Origin of the sequence: Mailhella massiliensis (genome assembly GCF_900155525.1) — a bacterium.
Classification (GTDB): Bacteria; Desulfobacterota; Desulfovibrionia; order Desulfovibrionales; family Desulfovibrionaceae; genus Mailhella; species Mailhella massiliensis.
This window is the reverse complement of record NZ_LT706952.1, coordinates 886,249-902,721: the sequence shown is the minus strand read 5'-3', so window position 1 is coordinate 902,721 and position 16,473 is coordinate 886,249. Positions and strand designations below refer to the sequence as shown.

General features: G+C 61.3%; 14 protein-coding genes and 1 pseudogene. 6 read left to right on the top strand and 9 right to left on the bottom strand.

Going from position 1 to position 16,473, the window contains the following annotated elements:
- Positions 1–3 precede the first annotated feature (3 nt).
- The 3 genes and pseudogenes from CZ345_RS17235 to CZ345_RS14370 all read right to left on the bottom strand — a co-directional run bounded on the left by CZ345_RS17235 (position 4) and on the right by CZ345_RS14370 (position 746).
- Positions 4–165, bottom strand: a complete 162-nt coding sequence (locus tag CZ345_RS17235) for a rubredoxin (RefSeq protein WP_239446729.1) — start codon at positions 163–165, stop codon at positions 4–6.
- 42 nt (positions 166–207) lie between these two features.
- Positions 208–357: pseudogene (gene rd, locus CZ345_RS17230) on the bottom strand (rubredoxin); the annotation flags it as partial.
- A gap of 2 nt (positions 358–359) precedes the next feature.
- Positions 360–746, bottom strand: coding sequence for a desulfoferrodoxin (locus CZ345_RS14370; protein ID WP_077074127.1), 387 nt, complete (start codon positions 744–746; stop codon positions 360–362).
- Positions 747–1,140: 394 nt separating this feature from the next.
- Between CZ345_RS14370 and CZ345_RS14365 the strand changes: the two genes are divergently transcribed.
- Positions 1,141–1,743 carry an RlmE family RNA methyltransferase gene (locus CZ345_RS14365; protein ID WP_077073771.1) on the top strand — a complete coding sequence of 201 codons (603 nt, stop codon included), beginning with the start codon at positions 1,141–1,143 and terminating at the stop codon, positions 1,741–1,743.
- Between the two features lie 24 nt (positions 1,744–1,767).
- Entirely contained in the window at positions 1,768–2,511 is a 744-nt protein-coding gene (locus CZ345_RS14360) for a YebC/PmpR family DNA-binding transcriptional regulator (protein ID WP_077073770.1), read from the top strand.
- 403 nt (positions 2,512–2,914) lie between these two features.
- Here the strand turns inward: CZ345_RS14360 and CZ345_RS14355 are convergent, their stop codons facing one another.
- Entirely contained in the window at positions 2,915–3,646 is a 732-nt protein-coding gene (locus CZ345_RS14355) for an SDR family NAD(P)-dependent oxidoreductase (protein WP_077073769.1), read from the bottom strand.
- Positions 3,647–4,365: 719 nt separating this feature from the next.
- The gene (locus CZ345_RS14350) at positions 4,366–5,781 is read right to left on the bottom strand and encodes a sodium:proton antiporter (protein WP_077073768.1); all 1,416 of its coding nucleotides are present in this window, start codon (positions 5,779–5,781) and stop codon (positions 4,366–4,368) included.
- 156 nt (positions 5,782–5,937) lie between these two features.
- Here CZ345_RS14350 and thiD point away from each other — a divergent pair, with 156 nt between their 5' ends.
- Positions 5,938–6,738 (top strand): bifunctional hydroxymethylpyrimidine kinase/phosphomethylpyrimidine kinase, encoded by an 801-nt coding sequence (gene thiD / locus CZ345_RS14345; protein WP_077073767.1) that lies wholly within the window; start codon positions 5,938–5,940, stop codon positions 6,736–6,738.
- Between the two features lie 333 nt (positions 6,739–7,071).
- Here thiD and CZ345_RS14340 read toward each other — a convergent pair whose 3' ends face one another.
- From CZ345_RS14340 to CZ345_RS14325, 4 genes are read right to left on the bottom strand one after another with little or no spacing between them, the layout of a single operon-like run.
- Positions 7,072–8,181 carry an ABC transporter permease gene (locus tag CZ345_RS14340; protein ID WP_144277375.1) on the bottom strand — a complete coding sequence of 370 codons (1,110 nt, stop codon included), beginning with the start codon at positions 8,179–8,181 and terminating at the stop codon, positions 7,072–7,074.
- Positions 8,182–8,184: 3 nt separating this feature from the next.
- Positions 8,185–9,315, bottom strand: a complete 1,131-nt coding sequence (locus CZ345_RS14335) for an ABC transporter permease (RefSeq protein WP_077073766.1) — start codon at positions 9,313–9,315, stop codon at positions 8,185–8,187.
- Positions 9,312–11,204: an ATP-binding cassette domain-containing protein gene (locus tag CZ345_RS14330; RefSeq protein ID WP_083717493.1), complete on the bottom strand. Its 1,893-nt coding sequence runs from the start codon at positions 11,202–11,204 to the stop codon at positions 9,312–9,314. The genes CZ345_RS14335 and CZ345_RS14330 overlap by 4 nt, the downstream gene beginning before the upstream one ends.
- On the bottom strand, positions 11,194–12,189 hold the full coding sequence (locus CZ345_RS14325; protein ID WP_077074124.1) for an HlyD family secretion protein: 996 nt from the start codon (positions 12,187–12,189) through the stop codon (positions 11,194–11,196). Before CZ345_RS14325 ends, CZ345_RS14330 begins: the two co-directional genes overlap by 11 nt.
- A 144-nt stretch (positions 12,190–12,333) precedes the next feature.
- Here CZ345_RS14325 and CZ345_RS14320 point away from each other — a divergent pair, with 144 nt between their 5' ends.
- Genes CZ345_RS14320 through CZ345_RS14310 form a run of 3 tightly spaced genes read left to right on the top strand, consistent with a single transcriptional unit; the run spans position 12,334 to position 16,470 of the window.
- Positions 12,334–13,026 carry a TetR/AcrR family transcriptional regulator gene (locus CZ345_RS14320; protein WP_077073765.1) on the top strand — a complete coding sequence of 231 codons (693 nt, stop codon included), beginning with the start codon at positions 12,334–12,336 and terminating at the stop codon, positions 13,024–13,026.
- Positions 13,027–13,072: 46 nt separating this feature from the next.
- Positions 13,073–15,091: a sensor histidine kinase gene (locus CZ345_RS14315; protein ID WP_204224310.1), complete on the top strand. Its 2,019-nt coding sequence runs from the start codon at positions 13,073–13,075 to the stop codon at positions 15,089–15,091.
- Positions 15,070–16,470: a sigma-54-dependent transcriptional regulator gene (locus tag CZ345_RS14310; protein WP_077073763.1), complete on the top strand. Its 1,401-nt coding sequence runs from the start codon at positions 15,070–15,072 to the stop codon at positions 16,468–16,470. The genes CZ345_RS14315 and CZ345_RS14310 overlap by 22 nt, the downstream gene beginning before the upstream one ends.
- Positions 16,471–16,473: the final 3 nt, after the last annotated feature.

Below are 16,473 nucleotides of genomic sequence, written 5' to 3'. Positions count from 1 at the left end.
CCGCTACGCGAGCTTCTTGAACATTTTCTTGCTCGCGCCGCACACGGGGCAGTGCCAGTCGTCGGGAAGATCCTCAAAGGAGGTTCCCGCGGGAATCCTGCCCTTGCGGTCGCCCTTGTCGGGGCGGTAGATATAGCCGCAGTTGCCCACCTGGCACTGCCACATGGCCATATCGCTTTCCGCCTTTTCCGCTTCGCCTTCCTCGGCTTCGAAATCGACCTTGGAAGCGCCGCAGACGGGGCAGACCCAGTCTTCGGGGATATCTTCGAAGGCGGTGCCGGGAGCGATGCCGGAATCGGGGTCGCCCACGGCGGGATCATATTCCCAGCGGCAGAGGCTGCAGACGTACTTCTTCATGACTATCCCTCGAAGGAGGCCTTCCACAGGCCGTGCTTGTTGCAGAATTCGCGGGCGGTGACCTTGTCGGCCTTCACGCAGAATTCGGCTTCGGGAGCGTCGCCGGGGTTAAGGAAGGCGAAGTAGGAAACGCCGTCGGCGAGAAGTTCGATCCATTCGATGTAGTGGTCTTCCGCCATGGGATGGGCGGCGGAACCGACCTTCACCTTATAGCCGTTTTCCGTCTTTTCAATGACGGGGACATGCTTTTCGCTCGCGCCGTCGGTGGAACCTTCGCGCATGAGCTTCATGGGTTCGCCGCAGCAGACGAGGGGAGCGGCGCCGCCGTGAAGAACTTCAACAATGTTTCCGCAGTGTTTGCACTGATATACTTCAAATCTTGCAGGCATGGTGCGTCTCCTGGTAGAATGATGTTTGATGCAGGTGTCGGGGCTTGCCCCGTTACGGAAATAAATAATAATTATTCTTGATAAGAAGTCAAGCAAATTTTCCGAAGGGGAGAAGAGGTCCGGGAAAAGTTCCTTCAGAAAATCGGTGCGGCTTCCGGCGGAAAGGCAGGTGAGGCCGGAGCACAATACCTTAATATCCTTTGCCTATTCAGGTATGGGAAGGCAGGGGAGGAGCAGCTCCCTCCGGCGGGAGCCGGGCGGGCTTTTCGGGAAATACCCTGATTACGGGCTGGAAAAACAAAAAGATATGTGTTAAAAGATTTCCCGCCAAAAATTTCCCGCTCCTGTTCTCTTGGCTATTGCCAGGAAATACGATACACAGTCCCGGACTGCCATGAAAGTATATCGCGATTATTATTTTCTTAAGGCCAAAGAGGAACATTACCCTGCCCGTTCCGTGTACAAGCTCAAGGAAATGGACAGGGCTTTCCGCCTTTTCAGGCCCGGCATGAAGGTGCTGGATCTGGGCGCGGCTCCCGGTTCGTGGTCGCTCTATGCCGCGGAACGGGTGGGCGAAAAGGGGCTTGTGCTTTCCTGCGATCTTCAGAGCACGGATACGGCCTTCCCCCCGAACGTGACCTTCCTTCAGGAAAACGTGTTCGAGCGTACGCCGGAGTTCGAGGCTCTGCTCGAGCAGAAGGGGCCGTTCGACATGGTCATCAGCGATATGGCTCCCCGTACCACGGGGACGAAGTTCACCGATCAGGCGCGTTCTCTGGAACTGTGCCTGGAGGCCGTGGAAGTGGCCGACCGCTATTTGAAGCCCGGCGGCGGCTTCATCGCCAAGATTTTCATGGGGCCGGATTTTCAGGAGCTGGCAAAGGCGCTCCGCGCGCGCTTTACCACGGTAAAAACATTCAAACCCAAGAGTTCCCGGGCCGAAAGCAAGGAAATTTTTGAAGTCGGCATGGGGTTCAAGGGGCCTGTTCAAGGGTAAACACTTTTTTGTTCGGAGGCATACATGTCGGGACATAACAAATGGGCAAACATCAGACTTCGCAAGGGCGCTCAGGACGCCAAGCGAGGCAAGGCTTTCACCAAGGCCGCCAAGGAAATCATCATCGCCGCCAAGAGCGGTGGGGACCCTGCCGGCAATGCCCGTCTGCGTTCCGCCATCGCGGCCGCCAAGGCTGTGAACCTGCCCAAGGATAAGATTGAAGCCGCCATCCGCAAGGGTACCGGCCAGGACGCCGGCGGCGATCTCAGCGAAATCATGTACGAAGGCTACGGCTCCGGCGGCGTGGCCATCATTGTGGAAACCGCCACCGACAACAAGAACCGTACCGTGGCCGAAGTGCGTCACGTCTTCACCAAGTACGGCGGAGCCATGGGCGAAAGCGGCTCCGTGGCCTTCCAGTTCGACCGCATGGGCGTCATCACCCTGGACAAGGAAAAGTATGCCGATGAAGAGACCGTGATGAACATGGTGCTCGAAGCCGGCGCCGACGACGTGCAGGACAACGACGATACCTGGGAAGTGCGTACCTCCATGACCGACTTCAATACCGTGCGTGAAACGCTGGAAGGTCAGGGCGTGGAAATGATGGAAGCGCAGCTTGCCATGGTGCCCCGTATGCTGGTGCCCGTGGACGCGGAAGCCGCCAAGAAGCTGGTGCGCCTCACCGACGCGCTGGAAGAACTCGACGACGTGCAGAACGTGTACACCAACGCCGACTTCCCCGAAGATTTCGATCCCGAAGCGTAAGTTTCCGGGAACGGTTTTCCAGGGCCTCCTTTCCTCTGGGGAAAGGGGGCCTTTTTTCATGCCTGAATTGCGGGAAGCGGGAAAACGTGCCGTCCGTGGAGCGGAAGACGGGCATGACGGAAAACGTCTTCCGGCAGCCGCTCCGGCCGTGCGCGGGAAAAGGCGCATTCCATGGGGAAGGTGCTTCTTTCCCGGAATGCGGGGGGGGCTGGTGCTCTCCTGCGGTTGCCGTGCCCCTCACGGCTTCTTCATGGAAGGGGACTTTTCAGGGATGCCGTTTTTTGGGGGGCATTCCGGGAGAGAAGAAGTCCTGGAACGGGGACAGGTTCCGGCATGGGGCTGCTGCGTACGGTTCGGCCTCGAAGCGGTTCCGCCCCGTACGGCCAAATGCCGCGATATCCAGTCATGACGCGTTGAAATCAAGCGCGTCCGCATAGATCATTTTCTTGGTCATGCCGCCGTCGACCAGAAGGTTTGCCCCGTTGATGAAGTCGCTGGACGGTTCGCACAGAAACAGGCAGGCATACAGGATGTCTTCCGGCTTTCCGACGCGGCCGGACGGGTGCTGCTCATGGTCGATTCTGGTCAGCTGTTCGTAATCCTCCACCTGAATCCATCCGGGGCTGACGGCGTTGACCGTAATGCCGGTGTTGGACAGGGAAACGCAGAGACTGTTGGTGAGCGAGACCAGCCCGCCTTTGGAAGCGCCGTAGGCTTCCCAGCCCGCTTCGTTCTGATGGAATCGCGTGGACGCGATGTTGATGATCCGGCCGTACGCGCCGGGGCTGTGCTGTGCGATGAATTCCCTGCAGCAGAGGAAGGCCCCCCTCAGGTTCGTTCGTATCACCCAGTCGAATTCCTGCGGGGTCAGTTCGAAAACGGGCTTGTGGAATTTGCTGACGGCTCCGTTGTTGATGAGCACATGGATTTCTCCGTGCTGCTTTATGATGGACTGAAAGCACTGGTGAATCTGGGATTCGTCCTCGAGGTCCATCGGAAGAAAGCGGATATGTTCCTCCGTAAAGGTCGTGTTCTTTTTGTCCAGTGCGAAAACTTCATAGCCTGCGGCGGCAAAACCCGTTGCCAGACGGCGACCGATGCCGGAGGCTCCCCCGGTGATGACGACTCGTTTCATGGATGTTCCTCATGGATGTCCGGGCTGCGCATCGTCGCCCGTGATGATGGTTGTCGTTCCGCTTTTTGGGGGATGGCCGCTGCATGGCGGGAAGAAGCGGCGAACCTGGCGGCGCCGGAACAATTACCTGCGGAAAGGGGAACTGCCGTGTTCCCTCATGCGGCGTCGTTTGCGGAGAAAACAGCATGGAGCATGGCGGAGATGCCTGACTGCACACATCCTGTGCCGGCACTATATACGCCTTTGCTCGCTGCAACAAGCGCGCACGGCTATGCGGAAGGACAAGGACTTTTTCCGGGAAGGAGATGTGGAAATCAGGCGCGTGGGCGTGGGAAAGGCGCGCCTGAACGGACCGGAGAGAAGGGGAAACGTTTGTTCTGAACAGCCCCATCCGCCATGGAACACGGCGTTTTCGTTCCTTCATGCGGCGGATGTTGCAGATAGCGCTCCCCCTCGTCCGTCATCTCGGGGCTGGAGACCGACGGGATGCTCCTGCGTGCCGGCTGTGCGGAAGCTTCCCCTGCGTGTGGAATACGACATGACGGAGAAAGGACGTACCGGAACAGATTCTGGTGCGGATGGGCGGGGAAGAAGGGAAGGGGGCGTTTTGAGCGCCCGGTCCCCGGGGGACGGAACGGCATGTTCCGCGTCTGTTAAACAGGAAGGGCCGCGCCTTGCGGCACGGCCCCGGAATTCAGGCTTTCACCTTTTCTGTCATCTTACATGAAGAAGAGGAAGGTGACGAGGGCGAAGAGCGGGCAGAGGATACCTACGGACCAGGCCATGTAGCCGAAGAAGCTGGGCATCTTGACGCCCTGTTCTTCGGAGATGGCCTTCACCATGAAGTTCGGCGCGTTGCCGATGTAGGTGTTGGCGCCCATGAACACCGCGCCCGCGGAGATGGCGGCGAGCACTTCGCCGTCGGCCATGAGCTGGGCGGCGTCGCCGCCGGCGGTGTTGAAGAACACGAGATAGGTGGGAGCGTTGTCGAGGAAGGAGGAGAGCAGACCGGTCATCCAGAAGAACATGGAGGTCACATGATGGCCTTCGGAATCGGTGGTCAGGTTCACCACGGAGGCGAGAGCGCCGTCGGAACCGGCCTTGAGGATGGCGATGGCGGGAATCATGCTGAGGAAGATGCCGATGAACAGCTTGGCCACTTCTTCAATGGGAGCCCAGGTGAAGTTGTTGCGGGTACGGCAGCCCATGTCGGTGGTCTTCCAGGAAGCCACGGCGATCACGATGTAGAGGATGTCGCGCACCACGTTCTGCAGTTCCATGGGAACGCCGAAGATGTGGAAGGTGGGACCGGTCCACTGGCCGGAAAGCAGGGTGTTGGCCACGATGCAGGCCAGGAACACGAAGTTGATGCAGCCTTCGAAGCCGAGCTTTTCCTTGGAGTTCGCGGCGTCGGCGGGGATGGGGCTGCCTTCCTTCTTGAAGAGCACGGTATCGATTGCGAAGTAGAGGGCGAGCAGGATGACGGAGAGCAGCAGGGTCTTCGTGAACAGATGCACGGTGGTCCAGAAGAAGCTCACGCCCTTGAGGAAGCCGAGGAACAGGGGCGGATCGCCCAGAGGAGTCAGAGAGCCGCCGATGTTGGCCACGAGGAAGATGAAGAACACCACCTGATGCACACGGTACTTGCGGTGGGCGTTGGCGCGCAGCAGCGGACGGATGAGGAGCATGGCGGCTCCGGTGGTGCCCATCCAGCTGGCCAGAATGGTACCCACGGCCAGAATGGCGGTGTTCACGATGGGAGTGCCCACGAGGGTGCCCTTGAGGCGGATGCCGCCGGCCACGGTGAACAGGGCGAGCAGCAGCAGGATGAAGGGCACATATTCCAGCAGCACGCTTTCGGCGGCCAGGAAGAAGGCGTTGCCGAAGCCGAAGGTGAAGGCGCAGGGCAGCAGGAAGGCCAGGCCCCAGAACGCGGCCACCTTGCCGAAGTTATGTTCCCAGAAGTGGGGTACGGCCAGAGGGCAGATGGCTATGGAAAGCAGCATGCAGACAAAGGGCACGACCCACATGATGGAAAGATCGTTGGGAAGCTGGAAATGTCCTTCGGCGAAGCACAGGCTGGGCACGAGCAGCATCGCCAGAAGGAGAGCGGAAATGAATTTGAAACGGTGCATCCACGGACTCCTTTCGGGAAAAGATAGAATTAGGTTTTCTTCTATCCAAAAAAAGGCGTTCCATCAAGAACTTTAGGCGCGGCATGGCGCTGAAAGCTTGACGCGGCGCGGTTTTTGAGGGCATTTCAGAAGAAAAAACGCAACAAGGAGCGCCTCATGCAGCAGATGCCCAATGTCCTTACCATAGCCGGTTCCGATTCCGGCGGAGGCGCCGGCATACAGGCCGACCTGAAAACCATGACCATGATGCGCACGTTCGGCATGAGCGTGATCACGGCCCTTACCGCGCAGAACGGACTCGGCGTGACGGGGATTCATGCACCGGAGCCGGAATTCGTGGCGCTTCAGCTTACCACCGTTCTTGACGGATTTTCGGTGGATGCGGCCAAAACGGGCATGATGTTCAATGCGGGCATCATTCATGCCGTGGCCGATATTCTGGATACGCAGAGCTTTCCGCTGGTGGTGGACCCGGTGTGCGTGAGCACGAGCGGCCACAGACTCATGGAGGAAAACGGCATAGACGCCCTGAAGCAGAGGCTCATGCCCCGCGCGGCGCTCTTTACGCCCAACAGGCCGGAAGCGGAGCTGTTTTCGGGAATGAGGATAGAAAGCGATAAGGATATCATCGAGGCCGGAACGCGCCTTCTCGACATGGGGGCGCAGGCCGTGCTCATGAAGGGCGGGCATTGCGAAGGCTCTCCCGTGTTCGTTACCGACTGGCTTCTGGAAAAGGGGCGTGAACCCGTGGCGCTGCGTCAGCCGCATGTGGATACTCAGAACAGCCACGGTACGGGCTGCACCCTTTCGGCGGGCATCGCCGCGCAGCTTGCCCTCGGGATGCCGCTGCGCGTGGCCGTGACGCGGGCGCAGGAATTTCTGAATCTCGCCCTCAGGCACAGCTTTGCTCCGGGCAGGGGGCACGGCCCCTGCAACCATATGGCGGGGCTGAAATAACCGGGCAACGACGCCCCGTGAGGCGGGCTTTTTCCCGCAGGCTTTTCCGACGCCGCGCTCCGCATTTTCGGGGGCGGCGTTTTTTCATGCCTTTCTGACGCAGGCGCACGATGAAAAAGCGTTTTTTCATCCCCGGGCCGGGCTTTTTTGCGGGGAGCGCAGGATGAGCACGGACGGCCGTGTCAGGGAAAGGGCGTCGCCGGCAATTCCCGCATACGGCAGACGGGCGTGCCGCTGCCGGGGAGAAGCCCCGGGGGCTGCGCGCGGCCGCGGGAAGGTCTCCCGGGGCGGGACTCCAGTTCGCGGGCGGAGTTCCGGCAGAGGGAAAGGCCCTCAGCTCAGCCTGTTGCGGAAGAGCCAGCCCGCGAGCGGAAGCGTAACGGCGGCCACGCCGAGCATGGGCACGAAGTTTCCGGCAATGTCGGCAAGGGTTGCGCCTTCAAGATACACGCCCCGCACGCAGACGAGGGCGAAACGCAGGGGGTTGGCGTAAGTGGCGATCTGCAGCGCCTCCGGCATGGCGCTTACCGGCGTGGCGAGGCCGGAAAGCAGCACCATGGGCAGCAGCGTGACGAAGCAGTACACGAGAGCCTGCTGCATGTTCAGGGATATTGCAGAGATGCACAGGCCTATTCCGGCACAGCTCAGGGTGAACACACAGAGGGAGATGTAAAGATCGGCAAAGCTTCCTGCAAAGGGAATGTGGAACCAGTACAGGCAGATGGCCAGAATGAACGTGGCCTGGGCCAGCCCCACCACGATGGGGGGAATGGCCTTGCCGATGAGGATTTCCCACGGGGAAAGGGGCGTGACCAGCATCTGGTCGAAGGTGCCCTGTTCCCTCTCTCTTGCCACGGACAGCGCGGCGAGCACCATGATCTGGATGATGCTGAGCGAACCCAGCATACCGGGCATGATGTTCCAGCGCGTTTCGAGCTGCGGGTTGAACCAGGCGCGCATGATGAGGCTTGCCGGAGTCGCGCTGCCGAGGCGCGCGTTCCATTCCGCCACTATCTGGGCCACATAGCCCTGAGCCATGGCTGCGGTGGTGGAGTTTCTTCCGTCGAGGATGACCTGGATGTCGGCGTTTCGACCGGAGAGAATGCGGTCGGCGAAATCGGGGCCTATGTTCAGGGCGAGCAGCGCTTTTCCGTCGTAAATCCATTCTTCCGCCTCGGCGGTGCTTGAGAGCGTGGCCTGACGGACGAATTTTTCCGTGCCGTCCAGGCGGGCGGCAAGGTCGCGGGAAAGGGCGCTGCGGCTCTGATCGCAGATGACGTAGGGGATGTAGTTGAGATCGTAGGTGGCCGCATAGCCGAAAATGAAGGACTGTATGACCACCGGAATGATGAGTACCAGACGGTTGGCCGGGTCCTTGAAGATGATGAGCAGCTCCTTGATGCAGAGACTGCGCAGTCTTCGGAGAAGAAGCAGAATATGCATGGCTCAGTCCAGTTTCTTGCGTGTGAAGCGTATGGCGACGCCCATGAACAGCACGGCATAGCAGAGCAGGGCCGCCGAATCGCGCAGAAGGATGGAGGCGTTGTTTCCGGCGAGAAAGAGCGTTTTTAAAAGTTCCATGTAATAGGTGGCGGGCAGGATGTTGCCCACGATGCGGGCCACGAGGGGCACGCTCCTGAGATCGAAGAGAAATCCCGAAAGAATGACGGCGGGCAGAAAGCTTATCACGATGGCGATCTGGCAGGAAAGGAACTGGCTGCGCGTTACCGAGGATATGGCCAGCCCCATGCCCAGAGCCACCACGAGATAGAGCGAGGAACAGAGGAAGAAGAGCGTGAGGCTCCCCCGCATGGGCACGTCGAAGAGCCAGCGCGCCGCCGCAAGGCAGAGCAGAAGCCCGGCCATGCCGAGCATGAAATAGGGAATGATCTTGGAAAGCAGAATCTCCGCCCTGCCCACGGGGCTGACGAAGAGCGCCTCCAGCGTGCCGCGTTCCCATTCCCGCGCCATGATGAGCGCGGTGAGAAACGCTCCCACCAGCGTCATGATGATGACGATGAGTCCCGGCACCAGATACCAGGTGCTGTTTGCCGCTTCGTTGAACCATATGCGGCCCTGCACCACGGCGGCCCCTTTGCCCGCATTCGCGCTTTCCCTGCCTGCGCGTTCCAGCGCCGACTGCAGGCGCAGGGAAAGCATGGAACTCACATACTGATGGATGAGCGTGGCGGTGGTGGAGTCCACGCCGTGCAGGATGAGCTGTACCTTGGCATCGCCTTTTTTGAAGCGGCTGTCGAAGTCGCTGGCGGTGCGGATGATGGCGTCCACCTCTCTTTTTCTGAGCAGACTTTCGGCTTCGCGCATGGAAGAGACGTAGCGCGGAGAAAAGTAGCGGGAGCCGTTCAGACCGGAGAGCATGTCGCGGGCAAGGGGAGTGTCGTGTTCCATGACCACGGCCACGGGGGCGTTGTTCACGTCCAGCGAAAGGCCGTAGCCGAAAATGAGGATGAGGATGATGGGCAGGGCCAGCCCGATCATGATGCTGCTCGGGTCGCGGGATATCTGCCGCAGTTCCTTGACGGTGAGCGCCGTCAGGCGGCGGAGAAAAGCGGTCATGACGCAGCCTCCCCGGCGTCGGCACGCCGTCTTTTTTCGCGGGATTCCTCCACGATGCGGATGAATGCCTCCTCCATGGTGGGGGCGTTGCCGCCCCTGCGGCGCACCTCGTCGGGAGTGCCCAGGGCGAGCACCCTGCCTGCGTCCTGAATAAGCATACGGTCGCAGTATTCCGCCTCTTCCATGAAGTGGGTGGTGATGATGATGGTGGTGCCCTCCTCGGAAAGGGAGGTGATGCGCCGCCAGAACACGCGGCGTGCCAGCGGATCTATGCCGCTGGTGGGTTCGTCGAGAAAGAGGATTTCCGGCCTGTGCAGCATACCCACGGCCATGGACAGGCGCTGCTTGAAGCCGCCGGGCAGGTTGCCGCTCATGTCGTGTTCGTGCCCGGCAAGATCGAATTCGGCAAGCACCTCGCGGATGCGGCGACGCAGGGCGAAGGGCCCCAGACCGTATACGCCGCCGAAGAAGCGCAGATTTTCCAGTACGGAAAGGTTGCCGTACAGGGAGAACTTCTGGGAAACGTAGCCTATGCGCGTGCGGGCGTGAGCCGCCGCCGTGCGCAGGTTTTCCCCCGCCACGCATAGGTGGCCGCCGGAAGCGGGCAGAAGACCGCAGAGCATGCGGAAGGTGGTGGTTTTACCTGCGCCGTTGGGGCCGAGCAGGCCGAACACCTCGCCGCGCCGTACCGAGAAGGAGGTGCTCGCCACGGCGGTGAAGCTGCCGAATCGGCGCACGAGATCGCGCACCTCAATGACGGTTTCCGCATCGCTTCCGCCCGCTGGTGCGTAAGGAGAGGACTCTTGGTTCCGTTCCTCCCCGGGCGGCGCGGAGTCCTGCGCGGTGTGCCCTTCTCCGTTTCCGCCGTGCCTGAGGAGGAGCATGAAGCTGTCTTCCAGACGGGAGGGCACGGGGCGGCAGGTGATGTTCTCCATGCCGGGGGCGTCGAACAGCGTCGCGGGCGGACCGTTTTTTCCGTCTTCCGGGTTGAGCACGAAGCGCACGCCGCTGCCTTCGGGCACGGCATCCATGACGACGCTGCTTTTGTCGAGCAGAAAGGCCTGGAGCGTGCGCGCCTTCATGCCCGCAGGGAGGGAGGCGACATGGCAGAGGCCGTCGGTCAATCCTTTCAGTTCTTCCGGCGTGCCGCGGGCAGGAACGCGGCCTTCGTGCAGTACGATCACATGGGCGCAGCGCTCGGCCTCATCCATATAGGCGGTGCTGATGATGACGGAAAGATGCTCTTCCTTCACCATGGTTTCGATGATGGCCCACAGCTCCCGCCGGGAAAGCGGGTCCACCCCTACGGAAGGCTCGTCGAGCAGCAGAAGTTCCGGGGAACGCACCAGCGTGCAGGCCAGCGCCAGCTTCTGTTTCATGCCGCCGGAAAGTCTGCCTGCCGGACGGCCGGTGAATCGGGCAAGATCCGTCATGTCGAGCAGACTGCGGAAGCGTCCGGCGCGCAGGGGGCCGGGCACGCCGTGCAGATCGGCATACAGCGTCATGTTTTCCATGACGCTCAGGTCTTCATACAGGCCGAAACGCTGCGGCATGTAGCTTATGCGGTTCTGCACCTCCTGCGCCTCGCGCGGCATGTCGCGGCCGAGTACCGAGAGCGTGCCGGAACTCGGGGCCAGCAGGCCGCAGACCATGCGCAGAAAGGTGGTCTTGCCTGCGCCGTCAGGCCCTACCAGCGCCGTCATGCAGCCTGCGGGAATGTCGACATCCAGAGAAGAGAGCGCGGTCACGTTCCGGTTCTTTTCCCGAAAGTTCCGGCAGAGGGAACGGGCGCGCACCACGCAGGGGCTGTCTTTCCCTTCCCGCAGGCTGCCGGAGAAGGGGGAAGCGCCGTCGGACGAAGGCGCAGGGCGCGGAGCGTCAGTTTCCATGACCGTCGTCCTCATGCAGAAGCACGGTGACGGGCATACCGAGGCGCAGCATATCCTTCCCGTCGTCGGTGACGATGCGTACCTCATACAGCAGCGAGGTCCGCAGGTCTTCCGTCTGCACGCTCTTGGGCGTGAATTCCGCCGTGGGCGAAATGTAGCCCACGCGGCCGGGTACGGTTTCGGGGAAGGAATCGGTGCGGATATCCGCCCTCATGCCGGAACGGACGCGGCCGAGCTGCGTTTCGGTGACATAGGCGCGCACCCACTTGGGCGAGGTGAGGGAAAGCAGGAACACGGGCGTGGCGGAAGAGGCCATGTCGCCTTCCTCCATGAGGCGGGAGGTGACCTGCGCGGTGGTGGGCGCATACAGCTTTCCGAGGGAAATGCTGTGCTCCATGATGGCGAGCGACGCCCTGGCGGATGCAAGCTGCGCCGCAGCCATGGCGATGTCTTCCTCGCGGAAGCCTTCGCGAAGCAGCGCAAGGGAATGGAAGGCCTCGTCGCGCCTTCCCTGGGCCACGCGCAGGGCGGTTCTTGCGTTTTCCCGTTCCTGAAGGCTTACGGAGTTGCTCCGGCGCAGTTTGTCCATGCGGCTGTCGTCGCGCCGGGCCTGTTCCAGCGAGGCTTCCGCCGTACGCAGGGCGGCTTCGGCCTGCGCGATTTCCTCGGGGCGGTTGCCGCGCCGCATTTTGAGCAGGTTCTGTTCCTGCGCGGCAATGTCCGCGCGCAGTTTTTCGGCCTGAAGCGAGAGCGCGGTCACATCCGCTTCCGCAAGCAGGGTTCCCTTTTCCACGGTGTCGCCTTCTTCGGCGAAGAGCTTCGTGATGCGGCCGCCCTGTTCGAAGGCCAGGGAAACCTGCCGGATGTCCACGTTGCCGTACAGCACGAGTTTTTCCCGTCCTTCGTCCGTGGCGAGGCGGCTTCCGTAATACCAGCCTGCCGCGCAGAGAAGAAGGACGGCAAGAATGATGACGGTTTTTTTCATGTCGGCACCCTTTCGTAAGGCGGCATGACGCCTGAAAATTTTCCTTCTTCCGAAAGGGTAGGAACGAACGGGGGAAAAGTCAAATGCAAAGTTCAATTTTATATTTGAATTTGACATTTGATTTTTTCCTGCTATGGTCGGCTCATGAGGGAAGAAAGCTATACCTACAGCAGAAGAAGGCGCAGCGCCCCCCGCAGGGACGGCCTTTTCACCCGGAGCACGGTACTCGAGGCCGCCGGGCGCGTCTTTGCCGAAAAGGGCTATCTCAAGGCCACGCTCCGGGAAATATGCGAAAGGGCCGGAGTGAACGGCGCGGCCGTGAACTACTATTTCGGCGGCAAGGACGGGCTGTATGAGGAAGTGCTCGTGGAGGCGCACCGTCAGCTTGTGAGTCTTGAGGAACTGAGCGCCGTCATGGAATCGGGCGGCGCGCCCGCGGAGAAGCTGCGTTCCTTTCTTGAACTTGTGGTGCGCGCGGCCCTCAAGGCGCCTGAACTGTGGGGGCTTCCCGTTCTGCTGCGCGAGGTGGCTTCCCCTTCCTCCGATCTTCCCGCCCCTCTTGTGGGCACGGCTCTGCCCAAGCTGAACGTGGTGCGTTCCCTGGTCTGCGAGATCACGGGCTTTTCTCCCGATTCGGAAGGCGCGCGCGAGGCTGCGGCCATGCTGCTTCTGCCCTGCATGTTTCTGGTGCTTTTTCCCGAAAAGATTCAGGCGCTGCTTCTGCCCGGCTTCAAGGATTATCCCGAGCGCATGGTGGATGCCATGCTGCGCTATGCCATGGGCGGACTGGCTGCGCTGAAGGACGGCGCGGACGCTTCTTCCGCCGACGGGTTCTGACGGCATGAAGAGGCGCGCAGGCGGGCATGGGCGCGGCGCATACCGCGTGTGGAGCGCAGTCTTCTGCGCGCTTTTTTTTCTTTTCCCGCCCTTCGGGGAAGACGTTTTTTCCGCCCGCGCTGCAGAGCGGCCCGTTGCCGACATCCTCATCATCAATTCCTTTCACCCCGGACATTTCTGGGAAGACAGCCTTCAGAAGGGCATCTTCATGAACATGCACGGGCAGAAGGAATTTCAGATACGCACCTGGTCCGAATATCTCGACTACGAGAGAAATTCCTCCGGCAGCTTCAACGATGAGCTGGTCGGTCTTTTTCAGAAAAAATACCGCAATGTTCCTCTTTCCGTGGTCATCGCCATAGACGATGACGCCCTCGACTTCGTGCTGACCAACCGGAAAAGCCTTTTTCATCGCGTGCCGGTGGTGTTCTGCGGCGTGGCGGATCTGGAGGGCCGGATACATGAGGAGCGGGAATACTACACGGGCATCGTGGAGAATTTTTCCATCCGTCGTCTTCTCGAGGCCGTGGCCGCGGTGCATCCCCGGGCGCGGCATCTTGCGGTGATATGCGGCGACACCACATCGTCGAAAACGGCCCTCGCCCAGGCCGGGGCCGAGCTTTCCGCCTTTGCCCGGGAGAGGGGCGTGGATATCGTCATGCTGGGGGATCTGCCTCCGCGGGCCATGGAGCAGGCCCTGAAGGCGCTGCCGGAAGATGCGGTGCTGCTCAACCTCGGCTACTACAGAAGTTCGGACGGGCAGAACTTTTCCATGGACGAGAGTCTTCAGCTCCTCCGCAGCTGGACGGATCTTCCCATGTATTCTCCGTGGGAAAGTCAGATCGGCCGGGGCGTGCTGGCGGGCCAGGGGGAATTCAACGCCTTTCATGCGGATCAGGCCTCGAGAATGACGCTGGAGATTCTCCGCGGTGTTGCGCCGGAGGATATTCCCGTCATGCGCGAACCTGCGGCCGCGCTTCTGTACGACTATCCCATGCTGCGTCACTACGGACTGGATGAGGACGAGCTGCCCGCCTTTGCCGGGGTGGTCAACCGCCCGCCGTCGTTTTTTTCCCGGCACCGCGCGGTGCTCATTCCGGCCTTTGCCGTACTTGTTCTGCTTTGCGGGATTATCGTTCTTCTGGTGAGGCTGCTCCGCATACGGCAGAAGGCGGAGGCTCTGCTCCGGCAGGAAAAGGAAATGATGGCGGAACAGTACGCCTTTGAAAGGCGCAGTCAGCTCGCCCGCAGGATGGAGGCCGTCGGCCGCATGGCCGGGGGCGTCACGCATGACGTGAACAACATTCTGGGGAGTATTTCCGCCTGCGCGCAGCTTGCTCTGGAGGATATTCCCGCCTCGAATCCCGCGCATGAGGATGTGCGGCGTATTCTTGAGGCCACGGCCCGGGGCAGGGATATCATGGCGCAGATACGCATGACCGACGGCAGTCATGCAAGGGCCGGGCGGGCGGAGGAGGTTTCCGTGAAGGCGCTGCTTCTGGAATGGGAGAACCTCATGCGGCCCGGCCTTGAGGACGGGGTGCGCCTTGAGGTGGAAGACGCCACGAACGGGGCCGCCGTGCACGGTGTGCCCACCGAGCTTTATCAGATTCTTTTCAACCTCGGCGTCAACGCGGTGCAGTCCATGCCGGAAGGCGGCCGTCTTTCGGTACGGGCCCTTCCGTATGAGAAAAAGCGGGGCGATACGGAACTTGAGGAGCTTGCCGAAGGTTCCTATGTGCGCTTCGATGTACGGGATACGGGCAGGGGGATTGCGCCGGAGATACGGGAATTCATTTTCGATCCCTTCTTCACCACGAAGGAGAACTGCGGCGGCTGCGGCCTGGGGCTTGCGCAGGTGCACAGCCTCGCGCAGCGCAATCACGGCGCGGTGCGCCTGGCGGACAATACCTCCGGCGGAACGTGTTTTTCCGTGTATGTGCCCCGCTCTTCCCGCGGGGGAAAAAGCGGTGTTTCCGGCAGTGCCGCGGGGGGAACGGACGGTATAAGGGGGGCTGTCGCCCCGGAAGAAAGAGAGTGCTCATGGCCGGAATACTCATCATAGACGACGATGAAACCTTTTCCTATGTGCTGCGGCGGGCCTGTTCCCGTCACGGCTGCGAGGCGACGGCGGTTTCCACCCTTGCCGGGGCGGAACGCGCGGCGAAGGAGCGCCGCTTCGACGTGGCCTTTCTGGACATTTCCCTGCCGGACGGCAACGGGCTTTCCCTGCTGCCCGTACTTCTGGAAGGGGAGGCTCACCCCGAGGTCATCGTGGTGACCGGCTGCGACGAGCACGAGCTTGTGGAGCGCGCGCTTCATGCGGGAGCATGGGATTTCATTCAGAAGGGCGACTCGCTGGACACCATTCTGGAAGCGCTGGAACAGGCGCTTTTATATCACCGGAATCACGGCGCGGCGCCGCTTCCCTCCGACCGGACACGGGTTTTCTGCCGGGAAGGCATTGTGGGCGAAAGTCCCGCGCTTTCCCGCTGCATTGCCCTGCTTGCCGACTGTGCGGACAGCGACGTCAGCGTGCTCCTGACCGGGGAAACGGGAACGGGCAAGGAAGTGTTCGCCCATGCCGTGCACAGAAACAGCGGGCGGCGCAACGGGCCCTTCGTGGTGGTGGACTGCGCCTCCCTGCCCGAAGATATTGCGGAAAGCATACTTTTCGGGCACATGCGCGGAGCCTTCACCGGAGCCGTCACCAGAGAGACGGGGCTTGTGGCCGATGCGGACGGCGGTACGCTGTTTCTGGACGAGATAGGGGAACTGCCCCTTGCCCTTCAGAAGGTGTTTCTCCGCGTATTGCAGGAAAAAAAGGTGCGTCCGCTCGGCTCCCGCAGGGAATATCCCTGCGATTTCAGGCTCATTGCGGCCACCAACAGAAATCTGGAAGCCATGGTGGCGGAAGGTTCCTTCCGGCAGGATCTTTTTTACCGCATCCAGTCCGTGCATGTGGCCCTGCCGCCCCTCAGGGAAAGACCGGAAGACGTCATGCCCCTTGCGGAACACTTCCGGGACATGTTTTCCCGCCGATACGCGTTGCCCGGCAAAACCTTTTCCGCCGGAGCCGAGGCCGCGCTCAGGGCCTACGCCTGGCCGGGAAACGTGCGGGAGATGTGCGCCGTCATGGAGAGGGCCGTTCTTTCCTCCGGCGGGGAACGGATCATTTTTCCCCAGCATCTTTCCACCTGCATCCGCATCCATGCCGCAAGTTCGAGGATGAAGGCCCCGGCGTCCCGGAACATGCCCCCGGATGAGGGCCCCCTGCCTACCTATGCGGAGTTCCGCGAAAAGCTGCGGCGCAGGGAGGAGAAGCGTTACCTTGCCGCGGTTCTTGAGCGCGCGGAGGGCGACATGGGCAGGGCCTGCACGCTTGCCGCGCTTTCCCGCTCCCGGCTTTATGCGCTGCTCAAGGAGCACGATCTCACGCGCTGAGTC